General features: G+C 71.6%; 19 protein-coding genes. 4 read left to right on the top strand and 15 right to left on the bottom strand.

Going from position 1 to position 17,986, the window contains the following annotated elements; all coding sequences use genetic code 11:
* Positions 1 to 14 precede the first annotated feature (14 nt).
* From G9Q37_RS00540 to G9Q37_RS00470, 15 genes are all read right to left on the bottom strand, one after another.
* Positions 15 to 1,466: a hypothetical protein gene (locus tag G9Q37_RS00540; protein WP_166223012.1), complete on the bottom strand. Its 1,452-nt coding sequence runs from the start codon at positions 1,464 to 1,466 to the stop codon at positions 15 to 17.
* Between the two features lie 42 nt (positions 1,467 to 1,508).
* A complete protein-coding gene (locus tag G9Q37_RS00535) occupies positions 1,509 to 2,363 on the bottom strand; it encodes a PEP-CTERM sorting domain-containing protein (RefSeq protein ID WP_166223009.1) in 855 nt (284 codons plus the stop codon).
* 219 nt (positions 2,364 to 2,582) lie between these two features.
* On the bottom strand, positions 2,583 to 3,374 hold the full coding sequence (gene epsA, locus G9Q37_RS00530) for an XrtB/PEP-CTERM-associated transcriptional regulator EpsA (protein WP_166223006.1): 792 nt from the start codon (positions 3,372 to 3,374) through the stop codon (positions 2,583 to 2,585).
* Complete coding sequence (locus tag G9Q37_RS00525; protein WP_166223003.1) at positions 3,371 to 3,889, bottom strand: type II secretion system protein; 519 nt, start codon at positions 3,887 to 3,889, stop codon at positions 3,371 to 3,373. Before G9Q37_RS00525 ends, epsA begins: the two co-directional genes overlap by 4 nt.
* A gap of 4 nt (positions 3,890 to 3,893) precedes the next feature.
* Positions 3,894 to 4,271, bottom strand: coding sequence for a type II secretion system protein (locus G9Q37_RS00520; protein WP_205710750.1), 378 nt, complete (start codon positions 4,269 to 4,271; stop codon positions 3,894 to 3,896).
* A 5-nt stretch (positions 4,272 to 4,276) separates the two neighbouring features.
* Positions 4,277 to 4,756 carry a type II secretion system protein gene (locus G9Q37_RS00515; RefSeq protein ID WP_205710699.1) on the bottom strand — a complete coding sequence of 160 codons (480 nt, stop codon included), beginning with the start codon at positions 4,754 to 4,756 and terminating at the stop codon, positions 4,277 to 4,279.
* Between the two features lie 5 nt (positions 4,757 to 4,761).
* Positions 4,762 to 6,921, bottom strand: coding sequence for a secretin N-terminal domain-containing protein (locus tag G9Q37_RS00510; protein WP_166222994.1), 2,160 nt, complete (start codon positions 6,919 to 6,921; stop codon positions 4,762 to 4,764).
* A complete protein-coding gene (locus G9Q37_RS21785; protein WP_166222991.1) occupies positions 6,918 to 7,448 on the bottom strand; it encodes a hypothetical protein in 531 nt (176 codons plus the stop codon). The genes G9Q37_RS00510 and G9Q37_RS21785 overlap by 4 nt, the downstream gene beginning before the upstream one ends.
* A complete protein-coding gene (locus G9Q37_RS21780) occupies positions 7,445 to 7,990 on the bottom strand; it encodes a GspMb/PilO family protein (RefSeq protein ID WP_166222988.1) in 546 nt (181 codons plus the stop codon). The genes G9Q37_RS21785 and G9Q37_RS21780 overlap by 4 nt, the downstream gene beginning before the upstream one ends.
* The gene (locus G9Q37_RS00495) at positions 7,987 to 8,511 is read right to left on the bottom strand and encodes a PilN domain-containing protein (RefSeq protein WP_166222985.1); all 525 of its coding nucleotides are present in this window, start codon (positions 8,509 to 8,511) and stop codon (positions 7,987 to 7,989) included. Before G9Q37_RS00495 ends, G9Q37_RS21780 begins: the two co-directional genes overlap by 4 nt.
* Positions 8,512 to 8,513: 2 nt before the next feature.
* Positions 8,514 to 9,329: a hypothetical protein gene (locus G9Q37_RS00490; RefSeq protein ID WP_166222982.1), complete on the bottom strand. Its 816-nt coding sequence runs from the start codon at positions 9,327 to 9,329 to the stop codon at positions 8,514 to 8,516.
* Entirely contained in the window at positions 9,316 to 10,926 is a 1,611-nt protein-coding gene (locus G9Q37_RS00485; protein WP_166230811.1) for a GspE/PulE family protein, read from the bottom strand. Before G9Q37_RS00485 ends, G9Q37_RS00490 begins: the two co-directional genes overlap by 14 nt.
* 47 nt (positions 10,927 to 10,973) lie before the next feature.
* A complete protein-coding gene (locus G9Q37_RS00480; protein ID WP_166222979.1) occupies positions 10,974 to 12,155 on the bottom strand; it encodes a type II secretion system F family protein in 1,182 nt (393 codons plus the stop codon).
* Positions 12,156 to 12,161: 6 nt separating this feature from the next.
* Complete coding sequence (gspG, locus tag G9Q37_RS00475; protein WP_166222976.1) at positions 12,162 to 12,593, bottom strand: type II secretion system major pseudopilin GspG; 432 nt, start codon at positions 12,591 to 12,593, stop codon at positions 12,162 to 12,164.
* Between the two features lie 201 nt (positions 12,594 to 12,794).
* Positions 12,795 to 13,490, bottom strand: a complete 696-nt coding sequence (locus G9Q37_RS00470) for a response regulator (RefSeq protein WP_166222973.1) — start codon at positions 13,488 to 13,490, stop codon at positions 12,795 to 12,797.
* A gap of 240 nt (positions 13,491 to 13,730) precedes the next feature.
* Here G9Q37_RS00470 and pstS point away from each other — a divergent pair, with 240 nt between their 5' ends.
* The 4 genes from pstS to epsF are packed head-to-tail and all read left to right on the top strand — an operon-like array spanning position 13,731 to position 17,953.
* Positions 13,731 to 14,717: a phosphate ABC transporter substrate-binding protein PstS gene (gene pstS / locus G9Q37_RS00465; protein ID WP_240936463.1), complete on the top strand. Its 987-nt coding sequence runs from the start codon at positions 13,731 to 13,733 to the stop codon at positions 14,715 to 14,717.
* 41 nt (positions 14,718 to 14,758) lie between these two features.
* Entirely contained in the window at positions 14,759 to 15,748 is a 990-nt protein-coding gene (locus G9Q37_RS00460; RefSeq protein ID WP_166222968.1) for an EpsD family peptidyl-prolyl cis-trans isomerase, read from the top strand.
* Entirely contained in the window at positions 15,748 to 16,563 is an 816-nt protein-coding gene (gene epsE / locus G9Q37_RS00455) for a polysaccharide export protein EpsE (RefSeq protein WP_166222965.1), read from the top strand. Before G9Q37_RS00460 ends, epsE begins: the two co-directional genes overlap by 1 nt.
* 10 nt (positions 16,564 to 16,573) lie before the next feature.
* Positions 16,574 to 17,953, top strand: a complete 1,380-nt coding sequence (gene epsF / locus G9Q37_RS00450) for a chain length determinant protein EpsF (protein ID WP_166222962.1) — start codon at positions 16,574 to 16,576, stop codon at positions 17,951 to 17,953.
* The last annotated feature ends 33 nt before the right edge of the window (positions 17,954 to 17,986 follow it).

The raw sequence follows: 17,986 nt of genomic DNA, 5'->3' as shown, positions 1-17,986 counted from the left end.
TGTTCAACCGAGGCTTACTCGGTCAGGCTCTGCGGCGCGCAAAAGTTGCCGGCGCGCGTGCCCTTGGCCACTTGCGTGGGGAAGGCCGTGTAGGTGTTGGCGCCGGCCGGCGAGATGAAGATGCCGCGCGTGTTCAGCACCGAAGGCGTGGAGAAGGCGGTCTTCAGGGCGCTGAAGAAGCCGGCGAACGGGCTGTTCGTGGGGTACAGCAGTTCGAACTCGGGCGCCAGGTCGTAGCGGCCCTGCACCACGGTGCGGCGCTGGTCGTTGTCCACGGTCCAGCCGCCGGCGGCGGTGGACTCGTAGGCGTTGGGCGACACGCCGTCGAGCTTGATCAGCTTCCAGCCGGCGGCCGGGGCGTTCTCCAGCGAGATGAAGCCGATGGCGTACTTGCCCAGGCTGTCGGCCACGTTGTTGGGGTTGTTGCCGCTGTTGCGACGGATCACGCAGTTGCGCGCATCGCCGGTGCCCGAGCCTTCGAACAGGCCGAACTGGCCGCCGAAGTCGTCGTAGTTGCCCGACACGGTCGCGCCGGCCACGCCGTTGGTCCAGCTCACGGCGGTGCCGCCGCTGAAGTCCACGGCCTTGGGCGGAATGGCGCCGAACGTGGGATTGCCGTTGCCGCAGGGGTTGTTCAGGAAGTAGGCGTTCGACGCGGCCTGGGTGCCCGAGGTCTCGACGCGGCGGCACAGGTTGATCGGGTCGTTCGTGCCCGTGAGCGCGGCATTGAAGGCGTAGTTGAAGGCGTCACCACGCACCACGGCGGTGTACTCGGCCTTGGAGATGCTGGGCTGGCACGCGCCGGCCGTGAAGTCGCCCACGGTGCAGGTCGAGGGCAGGCGGCCGGCGGCCTTCTGCTGCGTCTGCATGGCCTTGTAGAGCTCTTCGCTGACCATGATGCCGAAGCCCTGGCCGGCAAAGCCGGTTTCGAGCGTGATGCCGGTGGGCACGGGCACCGGCTGGCTCAGCGCGCCGGTGTTGCTCAGGCCGCGCCAGATGGCGGTTTCGACGTCGGACAGACCGCCGTTGGGCACGATGGCGGTGGTGGTGTCACGCGCGCAGTTCAGGGCCACGTCGTCGCAGTTGCCCACGTTGGCCCAGGTGGTCAGGGCGCTGCCCTTGATCACCGGACCGACGCCGTCGAAGGAGCCGTTGGTGTCGCGCTTGACCACGGCGAAGGGCGCGTTGAACACGCCCGCGGCCGGGCCGGCCGACGAGGTGGTGCAGACGAACACGCGGCCGTCGCTGGTGCTGCCGCCCACGCTGAGCGTGCGCACGTTGGCGACGCCGCCCTGGCAGAGCGCGCCCACGGCGCTGGCCAGCGAGCCGGTGAGGGCCGAGGCGCCCGAGATGTACACGGTGCGCGCGGCGGTGACGTTGTAGAGCGCCTGCAGCGAGCCGGTGGCGGCAAAGGCGGGAGCGGCGGCCGCCAGGCTGGCGATCGCGGCGATGTGCTTGAGCTTCATGAGAAACCTTTGGATGAAAGACGGGGATGGGGTGTCAGGCGCTCAGGCCTGCGTGCGGCGGCGGCGGGCGATCGCGCCCATCAGGCCCAGACCGGCCAGCAGCATCGCGAAGGCCTCGGGCTCGGGCACGGGCGCGGTCGCGTAGATCAGCTGGTTGGTCACCGAGTCGAAGCTCCACTGGCCGGCGTAGGTCGTCACGGCCGCGGGGTTGATGCCGGTGGTGTAGCTCACCAGGAACATGTTGAGCGGGTTGGCGATGGAGCCGGCGGTCTGGAACGGCAGCACCTTGATGTTTTCGCCCTGGGCGTTCAGGTAGGCCAGTTGCTGGGCGTTGTCGCCTTCGTCGAACTTGTTGGCACCGGCGGCGTCGCTGTGGGTCGAGCTCGTGGTGTCGCCGTTCATGAAGCCGAACGCGGTGTTCAGGTTGGTCAGCGCGGTGAGCAGGTTCGAGTTGGTCGAGCTCACGGTGGGCGCGGCGCTGGTGGTCAGCAGGCTCACGGCGCCGGCCGCGGGCTGCAGGCCCGAGTACTGGCGGTCACCGGCCTTGACGTCGAATTTCACGTCGCCCAGCGAGACCTCGCCGAGGAAGCTGGTGAACACGCTGCCGTAGTTGATGGCCTGGGTCGCGAGGCCGGTGGCAGCGGCGCTCAGGTCCTGGAAGGTGCCGGCGTCGAGGTCCCACACCAGCTTGATGCCGGTGCCCGAGGCGCCGCCCGTGGCCGCGGCGAAGTCGGACATCGACACGCCGAGGTCGAAATAGACGGACGAGTTGCTGGCCACGCTGTAGAAGCTGGCGACCAGGTCGCTGTTGCCGGTGGCCGTGGGCAGGGCGATGGCCGCGTGCGCAGCGCCGGCAGCGGCGAAGGCAGCGGCGGCTGCGATGAGTTTGAGTTTCATGTCGGGTCCAGTCCTGAGAAGGAAAAAGTTGAAGGAACTTCTTTCGTCTGCCAACTCCAAAACCGCCATGGCTTCTTCGTTGAACGAGATGGACTGTAGAAACCGAACTTTGCGGGGCCGCCGCCGTGTTCCCGGCGGCCGATAGTCCGTTCAGAGGGTGAATTGCGTCACGTTTTTGACCATCGGACCCGTCCGGCCCACCGCCGGGCGAAGGCCTGCTCAGCCGAGGTCGGCGTGCGTCACGAGGCGCAGCGTGGCGCTCTTGCCCACGGCCTGGGCGCGGTTGTTCACGTTGAGCTTGCGCATGATCTTCTGCACGTGGTTTTTCACCGTGGGCGGGCTGATGCCCAGGATCTGGCCGATCTCCGTGTTGGTCTTGCCGTTGCGCACCCAGTGCAGCACCTGGATTTCGCGCTTGGACAGGATGGTCACAGGCGCGACCTCGGCGCAGGCCTCGTGGGTCTCGCGCTGGCGCATGCGGTGCAGCGCCAGGTGCAGGTGCGGCATGAGCAGTTCCAGCATGTAGGCGGTGCGGTGGTCGGGCACGCGGTCGAGCCCCGCGAAGACGAAGAAGCTGCCGTAGTCGCCCTGCACCTCGCGCACGCCGTGCACGGCCGCATGCTCGAAGCCGCAGCGCTTGAGGTCGCCGATCAGCTGGCGCCGGCCCATCTGGTCGCCGCCGGCGCTGCTGATGAGGCGCGGTGCGCGGCCGCCGCGCAACCAGTCGTCGACCAGGCGCGGCAGGATGCCGTCGGTGGGATCGGTCATCTGCTGTTCCACGCGCGGCGCGATCACGCCGCGCGCGAACATCTGCACGCGCAGCTGGATCGTGTCCACATTGCCCCAGGCGCACCACATGGCCTCATGGGGAATGAAGCCCTGCAGAGCGCCCTGGGCCCAGAGGTAGAACTGCGCGTGCGTCTGCACCTCGAGCGAGCGCTCGATGGTGATGAGCAAATGCTCGAGGTCACTGGCGTTGAGTCGAACGAAGGGCAGCGGGGTCGTGGTCATGGGGGGCTCCGGGGGGCGTTCGGCGAAACGGACGGGTCGCTGAGGGGCTGCCGGATCTCGGCAGCCTTGAAGATCCATTGCGCGTACGAGCTCGCGCCGGCGAGCTCGGCGTCGCGCGCGCGAAAGGCGCTGCGCAGCGGCTCTCGCGTGTCCAGGCTGTGCACGCCCACGATGCGCCCGCCCGCCACCACCAGCCCCCACTCGGCCTTGCCGGTCATGGGGTCGGCCCAGAGCCGGCGCAGGTGGCGCCGCGCGTTGGGAAAGCGCGGGTCTTCGATCAGCTCGTCCAGGCTCTGCGGCGCCACCGGCGTGCCGGGCGGGCTGCTGTCGCGGTACGAGGCCAGCGCGAGGCGAAACTGCTGCCCCACGAACAGCAGCTCGGTTTCGCGTTCGCGCTGCGCGCTCGTTCGCCACACCTCGCCCGTGCCCGCCAGGCCGATGCCGATGGCCGCCATGGCAAAGAGCACCAGCAGGTAGCCCATGCCCCGCTGGCGGCGGGCCCGCGGCGCCGGCATGCGCTCACCACTGGTCATAGGCCTTGCCCTCCACCACGGCGCCGCTGCGCAGGTCCCACACCGCGCCGCCCGCCGCTTCGCCGTCGGCGCGCCCGGGGGGCGGCAGCAGCACCCAGCTGTCGCTGCGCTCGGTCACGGGGTCGAGCGGCAGACTGCGCAGGTAGCGTTTGTCCACCAGTTCTTCGAGGCTCGCGGGATAGCGGTCGTGATCGCCGTGGAAGCGGTCGATGGCCGCGCGCGTGACGCCCAGGGTTTCGCGCAGCGCGACCTCGCGCGCGCGCTCGACCTGCGCGAAGTAGCGCGGCGTGACCAGCGTGAGCAGCGTGGCCACGATGGCCATCACCACCAGCAGTTCGATGAGCGTGAAGCCGCGGGATCGCATGCGCATCACCACTGGCGGTAGGGCTCGCCGCGCAGCGAACGGCGCGGCGAGAGCGAATAGACGTCGAACACGTCCTCGCCCGCGCGCGGCTCGTCGGGCGGGCTGCCGTAGGCGCGCAGGCCCCAGCCGCTGGCGGCCGGGGCGTCCAGGTCGGGGCTCATGGGGTCGCGCGGAATGCGGCGCAGGAAGACCAGGCGCTGGCTGCCGTCGGGGCTGCGCACGTCGGGCACGCCCTGCACGAGTTCGTCGAGCGAGCGCGGGTAGCCGCTGGCACCCACGCGCTGCGGCAGCTTGCCTTCGTCGTAGGCCTGCTTGTAGGCGTCGATCGCTTCGCGGATCTGGCGCAGCGCGGCACGCAGCTCGCTCTCGCGCGCGCGCTGCGCCTGAACCTCCACCAGCGGCACGGCGACCGAGGCGAGCACGCCCACGATGGCCACGGTGACCACCAGTTCGATGAGCGTGAAGCCGCGCTGCAGGGCCTGCATGGGCATCACCGGGGTGCGGCCGGCGTGGCCGGCGTGGCGGGCGCCAATGGCGCCACCGGCGTGAGCGTGACCGACGAGGGGTTGGCCGGTGGCGTGGACTCGGCCGCGCGATCCGGCGCGCTGGCAGCGCCCTCGGCGGCGGCGTTCGCGGGCGCGGCGGGCGTGGCGCTGGCCGCAGGCGCGCCGCCCTCGCGCAGCTCGCGGCCCGCGCCGGGCTCGGGGGCGGCGGCCTCGGTGGGCGCATCGGCCGCTTCGCGCGGCGCCGGCACGGCCTGCGGCAGCGGCAGGCGCGCGGACGCGCCGCCGCTGCTCGACACCGAGAGGTTGCGCGGCGCGGTGCGCTGCAGCTGCAGCGGCGCCACGCCCACGGCGGCCTCCGAGCCCGCGGGTTGCGCGAAATCGGCGCTTTCGGGGCGGGCCACGTTGCGCACCACGCGCGGCGTGATCAGCAGCACGATCTCGGTCTTGCCCGAGTTGTCGCGCGTGCTCGAGAACAGCCGCCCCAGCACGGGCACGTCGCCCAGGCCCGGCAGGCGGTTGGCGTTGCTGCGCTCTTCGTCGCTGATGAGGCCGGCGAGCACCTGCGTTTCGCCATCGCGCAGGCGCAGCACCGTGCCCGCGCTGCGCGTGCCGATCTGGTAAGCCAGCGCGTTGGCCGGGCCGGTGATCTCGCGCACCACCGAGCTCACTTCGAGCGCCACCTTGATCGCCACCTCGTTGTCGAGGTACACGTTGGGCTCGACGTCGAGCTTGAGCCCGACGTCGAGGTAGGACACCGACGAAGACACGCCCACGTTGGCGGTGGACGTGGTGGTGAACACCGGCAGCTTGTCGCCGATGTGGATCTTGGCCTTCTCGCGGTTCTTCACGCGGATGCGCGGGTTGGCCAGCGTGTTGCCGGTGCCGGCCTGGCTGCGCAGGTTGAGCGTGAGCGCGGGGTTGGCCACGAACGAGGTCAGGCCGCTGCGGTTCTGCAGGTCGATGAAGCCCTCGGCGAGGCGGCCGCCCGGCGTGGTGTTGCTCTGCGTGACGCCGTTGTTGACGATGGTGGTCGTGAGGTCGTTCTGCAGCCGGCCGTAGCCGATCTGGTCGGGGAATCGCACGCCCAGCTCCAGCAGGCGGCTGCGCGTGACCTCGAGCACCTCGACGTCGAGCATCACCTCGGGTTCGGCCATGTCCAGCGACTCGATGAGGCGCTCTGCCAGGCGGACCGCATCGGGCGTGTCCTTGACGATCACGAGGTTGAGCTTCTCGTCGATGAAGATGTCGCGCGACTTCACCAGCGTGCGGATCATGGTCTGCGCCTGCTTCACGTCGGCGTTGGCGAGGTAGAAGCTGCGCGTGACGAGCTCCTGGTAGCCGCGCGCCTTGGCGGGCGTGTCCGGAAACACCATCAGCGTGTTGTCGTTGAGCAGCTTGCGGTCGAGCTGGTTGGTGGTGAGCACGATGCGGATCACCTCCTCGACGCTGGTGTTGCGCACGAAGAGCGTCACGCGGGTGTCGGCGCGCACGTCCTTGTCGAACACGAAGTTCACGCCGCTGGTGCGGGCGATGACGTCGAACACCGACTTGATGGGCGCGTCCCTGAAGTCGAGCGTGATGGGCTTGCTCAGCGCTTCGGCGAGCGCGGTGGGCGCGGTCGCGGGCCGCGGCGCCTCGGCGCGCAGGCGTTCGAGCAGGCGGCGCGCCTCGCCATGGCCGGGCGCGCTGCGCAGCACTTCGCGCAGCGTGCGCTCGGCCTGCTCGCCCTGCTTGCGCTCGATCTGCTGGCGCGCCTCGGCCATGCGCGTGGCCACGCGCACCTCGTTGTCCAGGCCGATCAGGCCGTCGCGCACGCGCGGGTTGTTGGGGTCGAGCCGCTGCGCGCGATCGAACAACTCGCGCGCGGTGTCGAGCCGGCCTTCGAGCCGTTCGGTCTCGGCCTGCGCCACCAGTGTGGCCGAGACGCGGTCACGCTGGCGGAAGTAGGCGGCGCGCAACTCGCGGTCGCTGCCCGACTCGCGCATCGCGCTCTCCAGGCGCTGCACGCCCTCTTCGCCGCGCCCGCTGGCATACAGCGTTTCGCTTTCCTGGATCGCCGGATGGGACGCACAGCCCGCCAGCAGCAGGCCGAGCAGCACGGCCGGTGCGAGGCCGGCGTGGCGGGACACGGTCAAAGGTTTCACGGGGCGCTTCCGAACAGCAGTTGCTGCTTCTGGTTGAGGGGCAGGTAGATCAGGCCCATGCCCTGGGCACTGATGGACTCGACCTGGTAGTCGCGCAGGCGGTCGCCCACGCGCACCACGTGCGGCCGGGCCTGGTTGCCTTCGCTCAGGAACACCCGGGTGCCGCCCTCGTCGTCGAGGCGGCCCAGGTACTGGAACGGCAGTTGGGGCGCGCGCGGCGGCGCCGCCGCCACGGCCGGTGCCGGGGCCGGCGGTGGCGGCGGTGGCCGCCAGTCGCGCGCGCCCATGAGCGCGCCGCGCGGCGCGGCCATGCGTTCCTCGCCCATGCGCACCACGGGCCCGGCGATCGGGGCTGCGGCCACGGCGGAGGGCGCGGGCGCGGGCACGGCCGGCATGGCAGCGCCGGGCGCCGCGGCGCGCCGTGCCGGCACCAGCAACGCATCGGCCGGCGCGTCCAGGCCGGCGGTGTACCAGACGGCCATCAGCGTGGCGGCCAGGCCGCCATAGAGCAGCAGCGACCGGGTCATGAGGGGCTCCGGAGGTAGAAGGACCAGCGCACGCGCGCCTGCAACGCGTCCTGCGCGGCCTGCTCGCGCGAGACGCTCCAGTCGTCGAGCGCCAGGCTGGGCCAGCGGTTGAGCGCGTCGGCCATCCAGCGGCGCAGGGCCAGGTCGTTGGCCTGCGCGGGCAGGCTGATTTCGTAGCGCTGCCAGCGCTGGCCGGGCTCGGCGACCAGCCGGTACTCGCCCGAGGCCAGGCGCACGCCGTGCTGTTGCGCAAGCTGGTGCAGGTCCTGCACCGCGGCCAGCGCGGCATCGCTCGCGGGCAACTCGGCCACGAAGGCCGCGCCCTGGTCGCTCGCGCGCTGCAGCACATCGGCCGGCCGCTGCGCCTGGGCGCGCCGCAGCCGCTCGGCCTGCGCGGCCAGCGACGCCGCCTCGGTGTGCAAGGGGTCGCTCACCCAGGGGCCGATGGCCAGGGCGGCCAGCACCATGGCGCCGCCGAGCCAGGCGGGCCAGCCCGCGCGCTGCAGGCGGTAGCGCCACACGGGGCTGCGCGCCGGCTTCATGGGGCCACCCCTTCCCAGCGCACCTCGACCGTGAAGCGCAGCAGCGGCTGCCCCTCGACCTCGCGGCGCTCGTGGTGCGTGAGCTGTGCCGAGCGCACGCGCGGCGAGGCGCGCAGGGCCTCCACGTAGGCCACGGCGGGCTCCATGCCGGTCGCTTCCGCCGTCAGCCGCGTGTCCAGCCGGGCCGCCGAGGCGTCGATGCCGAGCAGGGCCACGTCGCCGGTCAGGGTGTTTTCGAGTTCACGCCACACCGCGCCCCAGGGCCTCACAAGCGCCGCACGCGCGCGCTCGGTGGCGCGCTGCGCCTCGGGCGTGGGCGCCGCCGCGGCGGCCACCGTGCGCGCGCGCGGCACCGCGCGCACCTGGGCGAGCGAGGCCTCGGCAAGCCGGTGTTGCGCGCGCGCGGCCTGGTGGTCGAGCAGGGCGAGCGCGAGGCCGGCCGCGCCCAGGGCCAGCACCCCCCAGGCCAGCCGCGGGTGGCGCGGGCGCGGGTGGGCGAAGTCGATGTTCAGGGCCGCCATGCTCAGCGCCCCCAGGCCAGCCGCGCGGGGCCGTCGCACCACGCGGGCCCGCCTTCGGGCCGCAGCCATTGCCCGGCCACCGGGTCCGTGCCCGCGTGCTCGTGCGCCACTGGGCCGGTCAGATACAGCGGCGTGTCGGGCGGCACCGGGCGCTCGGCCTCCAGGGCCAGCCGCGCCTGCAGGCCGGCGCACGCGGCCTGCAGCGCCGCGCTGTCGCCGCCGTGGCAACGCACGCTGCGCAGCGCAGCCCAGCGCCCGCGGTCCACGAGCGCGAGCGTGAGGTGATCAGCCTCGACCACCGCCAGCCAGGCCGCGCCGCGGCGCCACACCGGGCGCCAGTGATCGAAGGCCGCGGCGGCATACGGCTGCAGGCGGTGCAGCCGCCAACCCGCGCCCGCCAGCCCGCTGCGCACGGCCTGCAACAGGGCCTGGTCGATCGCGCACACCGGCACCGGCTGGCCGGGCACGCCCTCGGCGCGCTGCAGCAGCCAGCCTTCGACGGCCGCGCCGTGCACTGCGCGCAGGCGCAGGCGCACCGCGGCGTCGAGCTCGGCGGGCGATCCCGCGCCCGGGGGCCAGGGCAGCAGGTGCCAGCGCACGAAAGCCGCGCTCAGGTTCAGGCTCAGCGCCGCGGGGCGCCGGCCCGGCGCGCGCAGCAGGGCCAGCAGGGCGTCCAGGCTGGCCTGCCAGGGCGCATCGCTCGCTGCGGGCGCCGCGGCCGCGCGCAGCTCGGGCTCACCGTGCGCACGCCGCGCAGGCAGCAGCACGGCGCCGTCGGCCAGCAGGCCGGCGGGGACCGCGGTGTCAGCGAACCACACGCTGCACCTCCTGCAGGCTGGTCTCGCCGCGGCGCGCCAGGGCCAGCGCGGCTTCGCGCAGTTCGCGCGTGCCTTTGGCGAACGCCAGTTCCTTGATGCGCCGCACCGGTTCGCGGCCCACGATGGCCTCGCGCAGTTCGTCGTCGAGCACCAGCACCTCGGCCACGGCCTTGCGGCCCTTGTAGCCGGTGCCGCGGCAACCCGCGCAGCCGCAGGCGCTGCGCCACTGGCCTTCGCCGGGCGCGGCCATGAGGTCGGTGGCCGCGGCGGGCACCGAGCATTCCTTGCAGAGCACCCGCACCAGACGCTGCGCCACGATGCCGTTGAGCGCGGCCATCAGGCTGTACGGGTCCAGGCCCATGTGGGTGAAGCGGCCCAGCACGTCGAACACGTTGTTGGCGTGCACCGTGGTGAGCACCAGGTGGCCGGTGAGCGCGGCCTGCACGGCGATCTGCGCCGTCTCGGCGTCGCGGATCTCGCCCACCATGATCTTGTCGGGGTCGTGGCGCAGGATGGAGCGCAGGCCGCGCGCGAACGTGAGGCCCTTTTTCTCGTTGACCGGGATCTGCAGCACGCCGCCGAGCTGGTATTCGACCGGGTCTTCGATGGTCACGATCTTGTCGTGGCCGCTGTGGATCTCGTTGATCGCGCCGTACAGCGTGGTGGTCTTGCCGCTGCCCGTGGGGCCGGTGACCAGCACCATGCCGTAGGGCTGGCGGCACAGGCCGCGCAGCACGTCCTTGGTGGCCGCGTCGAAGCCCAGGGTGTCGAGCGTGAGGCCGCTCACCGCATCGGCCAGGCGCTCCTTGTCGAGCACGCGCAGCACCGCGTCTTCGCCGTGGATACTGGGCATGATGGAGACGCGGATGTCGATGCGCCGGCCGCGCGCGGCGACCTTGAAGCGGCCGTCCTGCGGCACGCGGCGCTCGGCGATGTCGAGCTCGGCCATGACCTTGATGCGAGAGACCACCTGGTCGGCGGTGTCGCTGCCCGCGATGTGGCCCACCGAGGCGAGCACGCCGTCGATGCGGTACTTGATGGCGATGCCGCCGGGGCCGGTCTCGAGGTGGATGTCGCTCGCGCCGGCCTTGAGCGCGTCGTAGAGCGTGGAGTTGACCAGCCGCACCACGGGGCTGGTGTCTTCGCCGATGCTGCGCAGCGAAATGTCTTCGGCGCGCGCGTCGTCGGCCGTGCCGGCCTGCTCGCTCGACAGGCCGTCCATGGCGCGCAGGCTTTCCTCGTGCCGTGCGAGCCAGGCCTCGATGTCGCCGCGCGCGGCCACGCGCAGCGCCATGGGGCAGCGCACGCGCTCCTGGGCCCAGGCCTGCAGGTCGGCGTCGAAGGGGTTGGCCACCACGAGCACGCCCGCGCCGGCGGGGTCGCGCATGAACAGGCATTCGCGCTGCACCGCCTCGGTGTAGGGCAAGGCGTCGAAGGCGGGCGTGAGCGCGTCGAGCGCGTGCCTGTCCAAGTGCGGCAGCGCGGCGCTGCGCGCCAGCCGCAGCGACAGCACCTGCGGGTCTTCGCCCTGCGCTTCGAGCAGGGCCACCAGGGGCAGGCCGCGCGCGGCCGCCTCGCGCAGCGCGTTGCGCAGCATGGCGGTGTCGTAGGGCGCGACCAGCGCCTGCAGATCGGTGGGGGCGTTCACTGGATGCTCTCCGCGAGCTGGAAGATCGGCAGGTACATGAGCACCACGATGCCGCCGATGAGCACGCCCATCACCAGCATCAGCGCCGGCCCCACCACGCGCGTGGCCCATTCGGCCCAGCGCGCGAGTTCGTCGTCGTGGAACGCGGCCGCGCGTTCGAGCATGTCGCCCATGGCGCCGGTGCGCTCGCCCACGGCGAGCATGCGCAGCGACACCGGTGTGGTCAGACGGTGCTCGGCGAAGGCCGCGGACAAGGGGCGGCCGTTGCGCACGGCCTCGGTGGCGGCGCCCAGATCGGCCCGCAGGCTTTGCGACAGCAGCCCTTGCACCATTTCGAGCGCGGGCACCACCGCGATGCCACCGCGCAGCAGCATGCCGACGGTGCGGTACAGCCGCGCGAGCTGGAACACGCGCAGCCGCTCGCCCACGGCCGGCAGGGCCCAGAGCCGCTGCAGCAGCAGGCCCCACAGGCGCCGGCCCGGCGCCGACAGCGCCAGCGCCGCCAGCGCGCCCGCCCCCGCGAGCAGCAGCAGGCCATGCTGTTCGATGGCCTGGCCCCAGGCCAACATCCAGCGCGAGGCCAGCGGCAGCCGATCGCCCAGGTCTTCATACACGTGGGCGAAGCGGGGCACCACGTAGGCGAGCAGGAACAGCACCACCAGCGCGCTCACCAACACCAGCAGCACCGGATAGATGGCCGCGTTCACCAGCTTGCCGCGCACCTCGTCGATGCGGCGCGCGTAGTCCACGTAGCGTTCGAGCGCTTCGGCCAGGTTGCTGGTGCGCTCGCTGGCGCGCACCGTTGCCACGTACAGCGGCGAGAAGGCCTGCGGCTGTGCCTGCAGCGCGGCCGACAGCGGCTGGCCTTCGCGCAGGCACGCATTCACGCGTTCGAGCACGGCCTGCGTGGCGCCTCGCCCTTCTTTTTCCTGCAGGGTCTGCACCGCTTCCACGATGCCCACGCCCGAGCGCAGCAGGGCCAGCAGTTCCTGGCTGAACAGCACCAGGGGAAAGGCCGCGCCGCGCGCGCCACCCCAGGGCCCACGGTCGGCGCGCAGCGAGATCACCTCATGGCCGCGCGCACCGAGCTGGCGCCGGGCGTCGGCCTCGTCGACCGCATCGACCGTGAGCCTCACCCGTTGCAGATCGGGCTGCAGCGACAGCACGCGATAGCGCATGGGGCCTCACCAGCTCACGACGTCTTCGGCCTCGCCGCTGCCACCGGGCTGGCGGTCCTTGCCATAGGACATGAGGTCGTACTCGGCGTGCTCGCCCGGCGATCGGTACACGTAGGGCTGGCCCCAGGGGTCGGGCGGCGCGGCCTTGCTCAGGTAGGGCCCGTTCCAGCGCGCCTCGCCCTGCGGGCGTTCGAAGAGCACGGCCAGGCCTTCGTCGGTCGTGGGGTAGCGACCCACGTCGAGCCGGAACTGGTCGAGCGCCTTGCCGATGGACGTGATCTGCGCCTTGGCGGTCTTCACCTCGGACTTGCCGACCTGCGAGAAGAAGCGCGGCCCCACGAAGCCCGCGAGCAGTCCGATGATGACCATCACCACCAGCAGTTCGAGCAGCGTGAAACCGCGGACATGCCGCGCCCGCGCGTGGTTGGAAAGGCTCATGGGTGGTGACTCCGGACCGATGACAGGCGGCGTTGCGCCAACGATCGAAGGTTAGGAAAGGCCCGTGAAGCGCGGGTTACAACGGCGCTTTGGGAGCAGGTTGCGCACGATGGCGAGAGCACTACTCCTCCAAAAGAACCATGCCTGGCGCCAAGGCAGGCAACACATCGCACACAAACCGACCGGTGCGGCCCGCGCGCTTCACACTGTGCCGTTGACGTTGAAGCTGTAACCGCTGCCGCGGATGGTGCGGATCATGCGGTCCATACCCGCGGGCAGCAGGGCGTTGCGCAGGCGGCTGATGTGCACGTCCACCGTGCGGTCGTCGCCCACGTAATGGCTGCCCCAGACGTGGTCGAGCAGTTGCGAGCGGCTGTAGACCCGGTCGGCGTGCGTGATGAGGAAATGCAGCAGGCGGAACTCGGTGCCGCCGATGTTGAGCGGTATGCCGGCCGCGCTCACCGTCATGGCGGCCGGGTCGAGCACGATGCTGCCCAGGCGCACCACCTCGGCATTGACCTGCGGCGCGCGCCGGCGCAGCACCACGCCGATGCGCGCGATCAGCTCGCGCGTCGAGAACGGCTTGGTGATGTAGTCATCGGCCCCCACCTCCAGGCCCGCGATCTTGTCGCGCTCCTCGCTGCGCGCCGACAGCAGGATCACCGGCACGTCGCGCAGCTTCGGGTCGCCGCGCAACAGCCGCAGGAAGTCCACGCCCGACATGCCCGGCAGGCCCCAGTCGAGCAGCACCAGATCGGGCTGCCATTGCGTGAACATTTCGCGCGCCCGCTCGGCCGCGTCCGCGCAGCGCACCTCGTGCCCCGCGCGCAGCAGGTTGGCTCTCAGGAGGTCCTGGATGGCCGGCTCATCTTCGACCACAAGAATTTGCGCAGCCATGTGACAGCAGTGATGAAAAGTGGCGCGATCGTAGGAAGCCGGGGTGACGTTTTGATTGCACGCGGGGCGCGCCACCGGTGCCGGCCCATGGTTCTTTCGGACCATCGTGGCGGTCACGGATCTGACGTACTGCCTTCCTAGACTGGTCCGCACCCAACGCTCCCGTCCGACGCTGAAAGCAGTCCCATGTTCTCGACCACCAGGCTCCGGATCGGTGCCTCCCTGATCGCCCTCTCCTGCATGGCCGCTGCCGCGAATGCGGCCGAGATCACCGGCGCGGGCGCCACCTTTCCCGCACCCGCGTACGCCAAGTGGGCCGATGCCTACCAGAAGGAAACCGGGATCAAGGTGAACTACCAGGCCATCGGTTCGAGCGGCGGCATCCGCCAGATCGACAACCGCACCGTGGACTTCGGCGCCACCGACGCACCGCTCAAGGACGACGAGCTCGCGCGCAAGGGCCAGGTGCAGTTTCCGGCGCTGATCGGCGGCGTCGTGCCCGTGGTGAACCTGCGCGGTGTGGCCCCGGGCGCGCTGCGCCTGACCGGCAAGGTGCTGGGCGACATCTACCTCGGCCGCGTGACGCGCTGGAGCGATCCCGCGATCCGTGCGCTCAACCCGACGCTGGCACTGCCCGACGCGACCATTTCGCCGATCTACCGCTCCGACGGCTCGGGCACCACCTTCATCTTCACGAACTACCTGAGCAAGACCAACGAGGAGTGGCGCAGCAAGCTCGGCGAAGGCGCGACCGTGGCCTGGCCGCTGGGCACCGGCGGGCGCGGCAACCCTGGCGTGGCGGGCCTGGTGGGCCGCCTGCCCAACAGCATCGGCTATGTGGAGTACGCCTATGTGCAGCAGTCGCGCCTGACCCACGTGCTGGTGCAGAACGCGGCCGGCCAGTGGCCCGCCCCGGGCACCGCGGCCTTCGCGGCCGCGGCGCAGGGCATCGACTGGAAGGCCTCGAGCGCGCAGATGCTCACGCACGCGTCCCCGCCCGAGGCCTGGCCCATCACCGGCGCCACCTTCATCCTCATGCCGCGCAAGCCCGAGCGCACCGAGCAGGCTGCCCAGAGCCTGAAGTTCTTCCAGTGGGCGCTGCAGCGCGGCGGCGACATGGCGCAGGAACTGGGCTACGCGGCCCTGCCCCCGTCGGCGCTCGACAGCCTGCAGGCCCGCTGGGGCGAGATCGTCGGCAGCGACGGCCAGGCCCTGTTCAAACCCTGATCGCCGCGCAGCCTCGCGGCCGTCCCCCCGGAGTGATCACCATGAAGCCCCCCGTTTCCCTCGCACCGCGCCTGGGCGCGATCGCCCTGGCCGCCTCGGCCGCGCTGCTGCTCGCCGCCTGCGGCCAGAAGGAGGCATCGGCCTCGGGCGAAGCCACGCAGGTGGCCGCCAAGGTCGGCAGCAGCGAGATCTCGGTGCACCAGATCAACCAGGTGCTCAGCCGCACGCCCGTGAACACCAGCAGCAAGGAAGCCGTGCAGGCGGCCAGCCGCGCGGCGCTCGAGCGCCTGATCGACCAGCAGCTCGCGGTGGACCAGGCCACCGAGCAGAAGCTGCACCGCTCGCCCGAGGTGGTGGCGCAGCTCGAGGCCGCGCGACGCGAAGTGCTGGCGCGCGCCTACCTGCAGCAGGTGGCCGGCGCCAGCGCCAAGCCCGAGCCCGACCAGGTGCGGGCCTATTACCGCGAGAACCCGGCGCTGTTCGCCGAGCGCCGCGTCTTCAACCTGCAGGAGATCCGCGTGGTCAAGCTCGGCGACAACCTCGAGCTGCTGCAGACCATGGCGCGCGAAGGCCGCCGCATCGAAGAGGTGGCCGACGCGCTGCGCGCCCGCGGCATCGCCTTCGGCGGCGGCAGCGCCACGCGCACGGCCGAGCAGATCCCGCTCGACCTGCTGCCCAAGCTGCACGCGCTCAAGGACGGCCAGAGCCTGGTGGTGCCCGCCGGCGAAGGCGCGACCCTCATCCGCGTCGCGTCGTCGCGCCAGGTGCCGGTGAGCGAAGAGGTGGCCACGCCCGGCATCGTGCAATACCTGGGCAACCTGGGCACCACCGAGACGGTGCGCAACGAGATCAAGCGGCTGCGCGCCGCCACGCCCATCACCTACATGGGCGAGTTCCAGCAGACGGCGGCAGCGGCGCGGGCACCGGCGGCCGCGGCAGCGCCTGCGGCGCCCTCGGTCACGGCAGAGCCCGCGAAGACCGACGACCCTGACGCCAGCGTGATCGAGCGCGGCCTGCAAGGGCTCAAGTGATGCGGCGGCTCGTCGGCCTGACCTGGCTCGTGCGCGCCTGGGCCGTGCTCGTGCTCTGCGTGCCGGCGTGGGCGCAGTCGCCCTCCTCGGGCGACTACCCGCTCGCGGCCGGCGACGTGATCCGCGTGCAGGTGTTCCAGAACCAGGACCTCACGCTGGAGACGCGCATCAGCGAGAGCGGCACCATCAGCTACCCGCTGATCGGCACCGTGCGCCTGGGCGGCCTCACGGTGGCCGCGGCCGAGCGGCGCATCGCCGAGGCGCTGCGCACCGGCGGCTTCCTGCAGAACCCGCAGGTCACGCTGCTGCTCACACAGGTGCGCGGCAGCCAGGTGTCGGTGCTGGGCCAGGTGAGCCGCCCGGGGCGCTTCCCGCTCGAGAGCACCAACACGCGCCTGACCGACATGCTCGCCAACGCGGGCGGCGCCACGCCTTCGGGCGACGACGTGGTGATCGTGAGCGGCGAGCGCGAGGGCAAGCCCTTCCGCCGCACGGTGGACCTGCCCGCCCTGTTCCTGCAGCCCGGCAGCGCCGAAGACCTGCTGCTGCAGGCCGGCGACGTGGTCTACGTGCACCGCGCGCCCATGTTCTACGTGTTCGGCGAAGCGCAGCGCCCGGGCGCCTTCCGCGTCGACCGCGACCTCACCGTGATGCAGGCGATCGCCCAGGCCGGCGGCCCCACGCCGCGCGGCACGCTGCGCCGGCTGCAGCTGCACCGCACGCAGGCCGACGGCACGGTGCAGACCTTCGAGCCCGCGATGACCGAGCGCATCCAGCCCAACGACGTGTTGCAGCTGCGCGAAAGCCTGTTCTGAGAGACCCGCGATGACCCCGCAGCAGTTCTTCCTCATCCTGCGCGCGCGCTGGCTCGTGCTGCTGGTGACCTTCGCCCTCGTGGTCGGCGCCACCGCCACCTGGTCGCTGCTGTCGCCGCGCCAGTACACGGCCACGGCCTCGGTGGTGCTCGACGTGAAATCGCCCGACCCGGTGAGCGGCATGATGCTGGCCGGTCTGATGGCGCCCGGCTACATGGCCACGCAGGTCGACATCATCAAGAGCGACCGCGTGGCGCGCCGCGTGGTGCGCAGTCTGCGCATGGACAGCAGCGCGGCCGTGCAGGCCCAGTGGGCCGAAGACACCGGCGGCCGCGGCAACCTGGTCGACTGGCTGTCCGAGCGCATCAAGCTGCCGCTCGAGGTCAAGCCCTCGCGCGAGAGCAACGTGATCAACATCGAGTACGTGGGCAACGACCCGCAGTTCGCTGCCGCGGTGGCCAACGCTTTCGCCCAGGCCTACGTGGACGTGAACGTGGAGCTGCGCACCGAGCCCGCGCGCCAGTACGCGGGCTTCTTCGACGAGCAGACCCGCGCCGCCCGCGAACGGCTCGAGAAGGCCCAGGCCGCGCTGTCGGACTATCAGCAGCGCCACGGCATCACCTCGGTGGACGAGCGGCTCGATTTCGAGACCGCCAAGCTCAACGAGACCAGCAGCCAGCTCACCGCCATCCAGGCCAGCACCACCGACAGCCAGAGCAAACGCCTGCGCAACGACGGCGCTTCGCTGGCCGAGGTGATGCAGAGCCCGCTGATCAATGGCCTCAAGGCCGACATCGCGCGCCAGGAAGCGCGGCTCAACGAAGCCAGCATCAACCTCGGCGCGAACCACCCGCAGTTCCAGCGCATGCAGACCGAACTCAACGCGCTGCGCGAGCAGCTGAGCGCCGAGACCACCAAGATCACCGGCTCGATCAACACCACCTACGAAGTGAACCGCCAGCGCGAGGGCCAGCTGCGCGCGGCGCTCGAAGCGCAGAAGGCGCGCGTGCTCGAGATCAACCAGCAGCGCGACCAGATCAACGTGCTGCGGCGCGAGATCGAATCGGCCCAGCGCCTGTTCGACACCCTGAGCGGGCGCGCCTCGCAAAGCACGCTCGAAAGCCAGACCAACCAGACCAACATCTCGGTGCTCAACCCGGCCACGCCGCCGGGCAAGCCCTCGGGCCCGCGCACCCGGCTGCACGTGGCGCTGGCCATGTTCCTGGGCGGCCTGCTGGGCGTGATGCTGGCCATGGCGCTCGAATTCCTGCAGCGCCGCGTGCGCTCGGTGGACGATCTCGCGCTGTTCGGCGAGCTGCCGCTGCTGGGCCAGGTGTCCTCGGCGCGCCGCATGATGCGCGCGCCGCGCCTGGCCAAGGGGGGTGCATGAACGCCGCCGGGCCGCTCCCAAGGCGTTCAGCCC

The organism is Hydrogenophaga crocea (assembly GCF_011388215.1).
GTDB classification, from domain to species: Bacteria; Pseudomonadota; Gammaproteobacteria; order Burkholderiales; family Burkholderiaceae_C; genus Hydrogenophaga; species Hydrogenophaga crocea.
The sequence above is the reverse complement of the archived record's forward strand: the minus strand, read 5'-3'. Positions and strand labels throughout refer to the sequence as shown.

Bases quoted from the DNA above. Each gene is read 5' to 3' on its own strand.
- G9Q37_RS00525 (WP_166223003.1), bottom strand. From the start codon at position 3,889: ATGCCGGCGCCGCGGGCCCGCCGCCAGCGGGGCATGGGCTACCTGCTG.
- epsA (WP_166223006.1), bottom strand. From the start codon at position 3,374: ATGACCACGACCCCGCTGCCCTTCGTTCGACTCAACGCCAGTGACCTC.
- G9Q37_RS00540 (WP_166223012.1), bottom strand. From the start codon at position 1,466: ATGAAGCTCAAGCACATCGCCGCGATCGCCAGCCTGGCGGCCGCCGCT.
- gspG (WP_166222976.1), bottom strand. From the start codon at position 12,593: ATGAGCCTTTCCAACCACGCGCGGGCGCGGCATGTCCGCGGTTTCACG.
- G9Q37_RS21780 (WP_166222988.1), bottom strand. From the start codon at position 7,990: ATGAAGCCGGCGCGCAGCCCCGTGTGGCGCTACCGCCTGCAGCGCGCG.
- G9Q37_RS00485 (WP_166230811.1), bottom strand. From the start codon at position 10,926: ATGCTGCGCAACGCGCTGCGCGAGGCGGCCGCGCGCGGCCTGCCCCTG.
- epsE (WP_166222965.1), top strand. From the start codon at position 15,748: ATGCGGCGGCTCGTCGGCCTGACCTGGCTCGTGCGCGCCTGGGCCGTG.
- G9Q37_RS00495 (WP_166222985.1), bottom strand. From the start codon at position 8,511: ATGGCGGCCCTGAACATCGACTTCGCCCACCCGCGCCCGCGCCACCCG.
- G9Q37_RS00535 (WP_166223009.1), bottom strand. From the start codon at position 2,363: ATGAAACTCAAACTCATCGCAGCCGCCGCTGCCTTCGCCGCTGCCGGC.
- G9Q37_RS00470 (WP_166222973.1), bottom strand. From the start codon at position 13,490: ATGGCTGCGCAAATTCTTGTGGTCGAAGATGAGCCGGCCATCCAGGAC.
- G9Q37_RS00460 (WP_166222968.1), top strand. From the start codon at position 14,759: ATGAAGCCCCCCGTTTCCCTCGCACCGCGCCTGGGCGCGATCGCCCTG.
- epsF (WP_166222962.1), top strand. From the start codon at position 16,574: ATGACCCCGCAGCAGTTCTTCCTCATCCTGCGCGCGCGCTGGCTCGTG.
- G9Q37_RS00515 (WP_205710699.1), bottom strand. From the start codon at position 4,756: ATGCAGGCCCTGCAGCGCGGCTTCACGCTCATCGAACTGGTGGTCACC.
- G9Q37_RS00520 (WP_205710750.1), bottom strand. From the start codon at position 4,271: ATGCGATCCCGCGGCTTCACGCTCATCGAACTGCTGGTGGTGATGGCC.
- pstS (WP_240936463.1), top strand. From the start codon at position 13,731: ATGGCCGCTGCCGCGAATGCGGCCGAGATCACCGGCGCGGGCGCCACC.
- G9Q37_RS00480 (WP_166222979.1), bottom strand. From the start codon at position 12,155: ATGCGCTATCGCGTGCTGTCGCTGCAGCCCGATCTGCAACGGGTGAGG.
- G9Q37_RS21785 (WP_166222991.1), bottom strand. From the start codon at position 7,448: ATGACCCGGTCGCTGCTGCTCTATGGCGGCCTGGCCGCCACGCTGATG.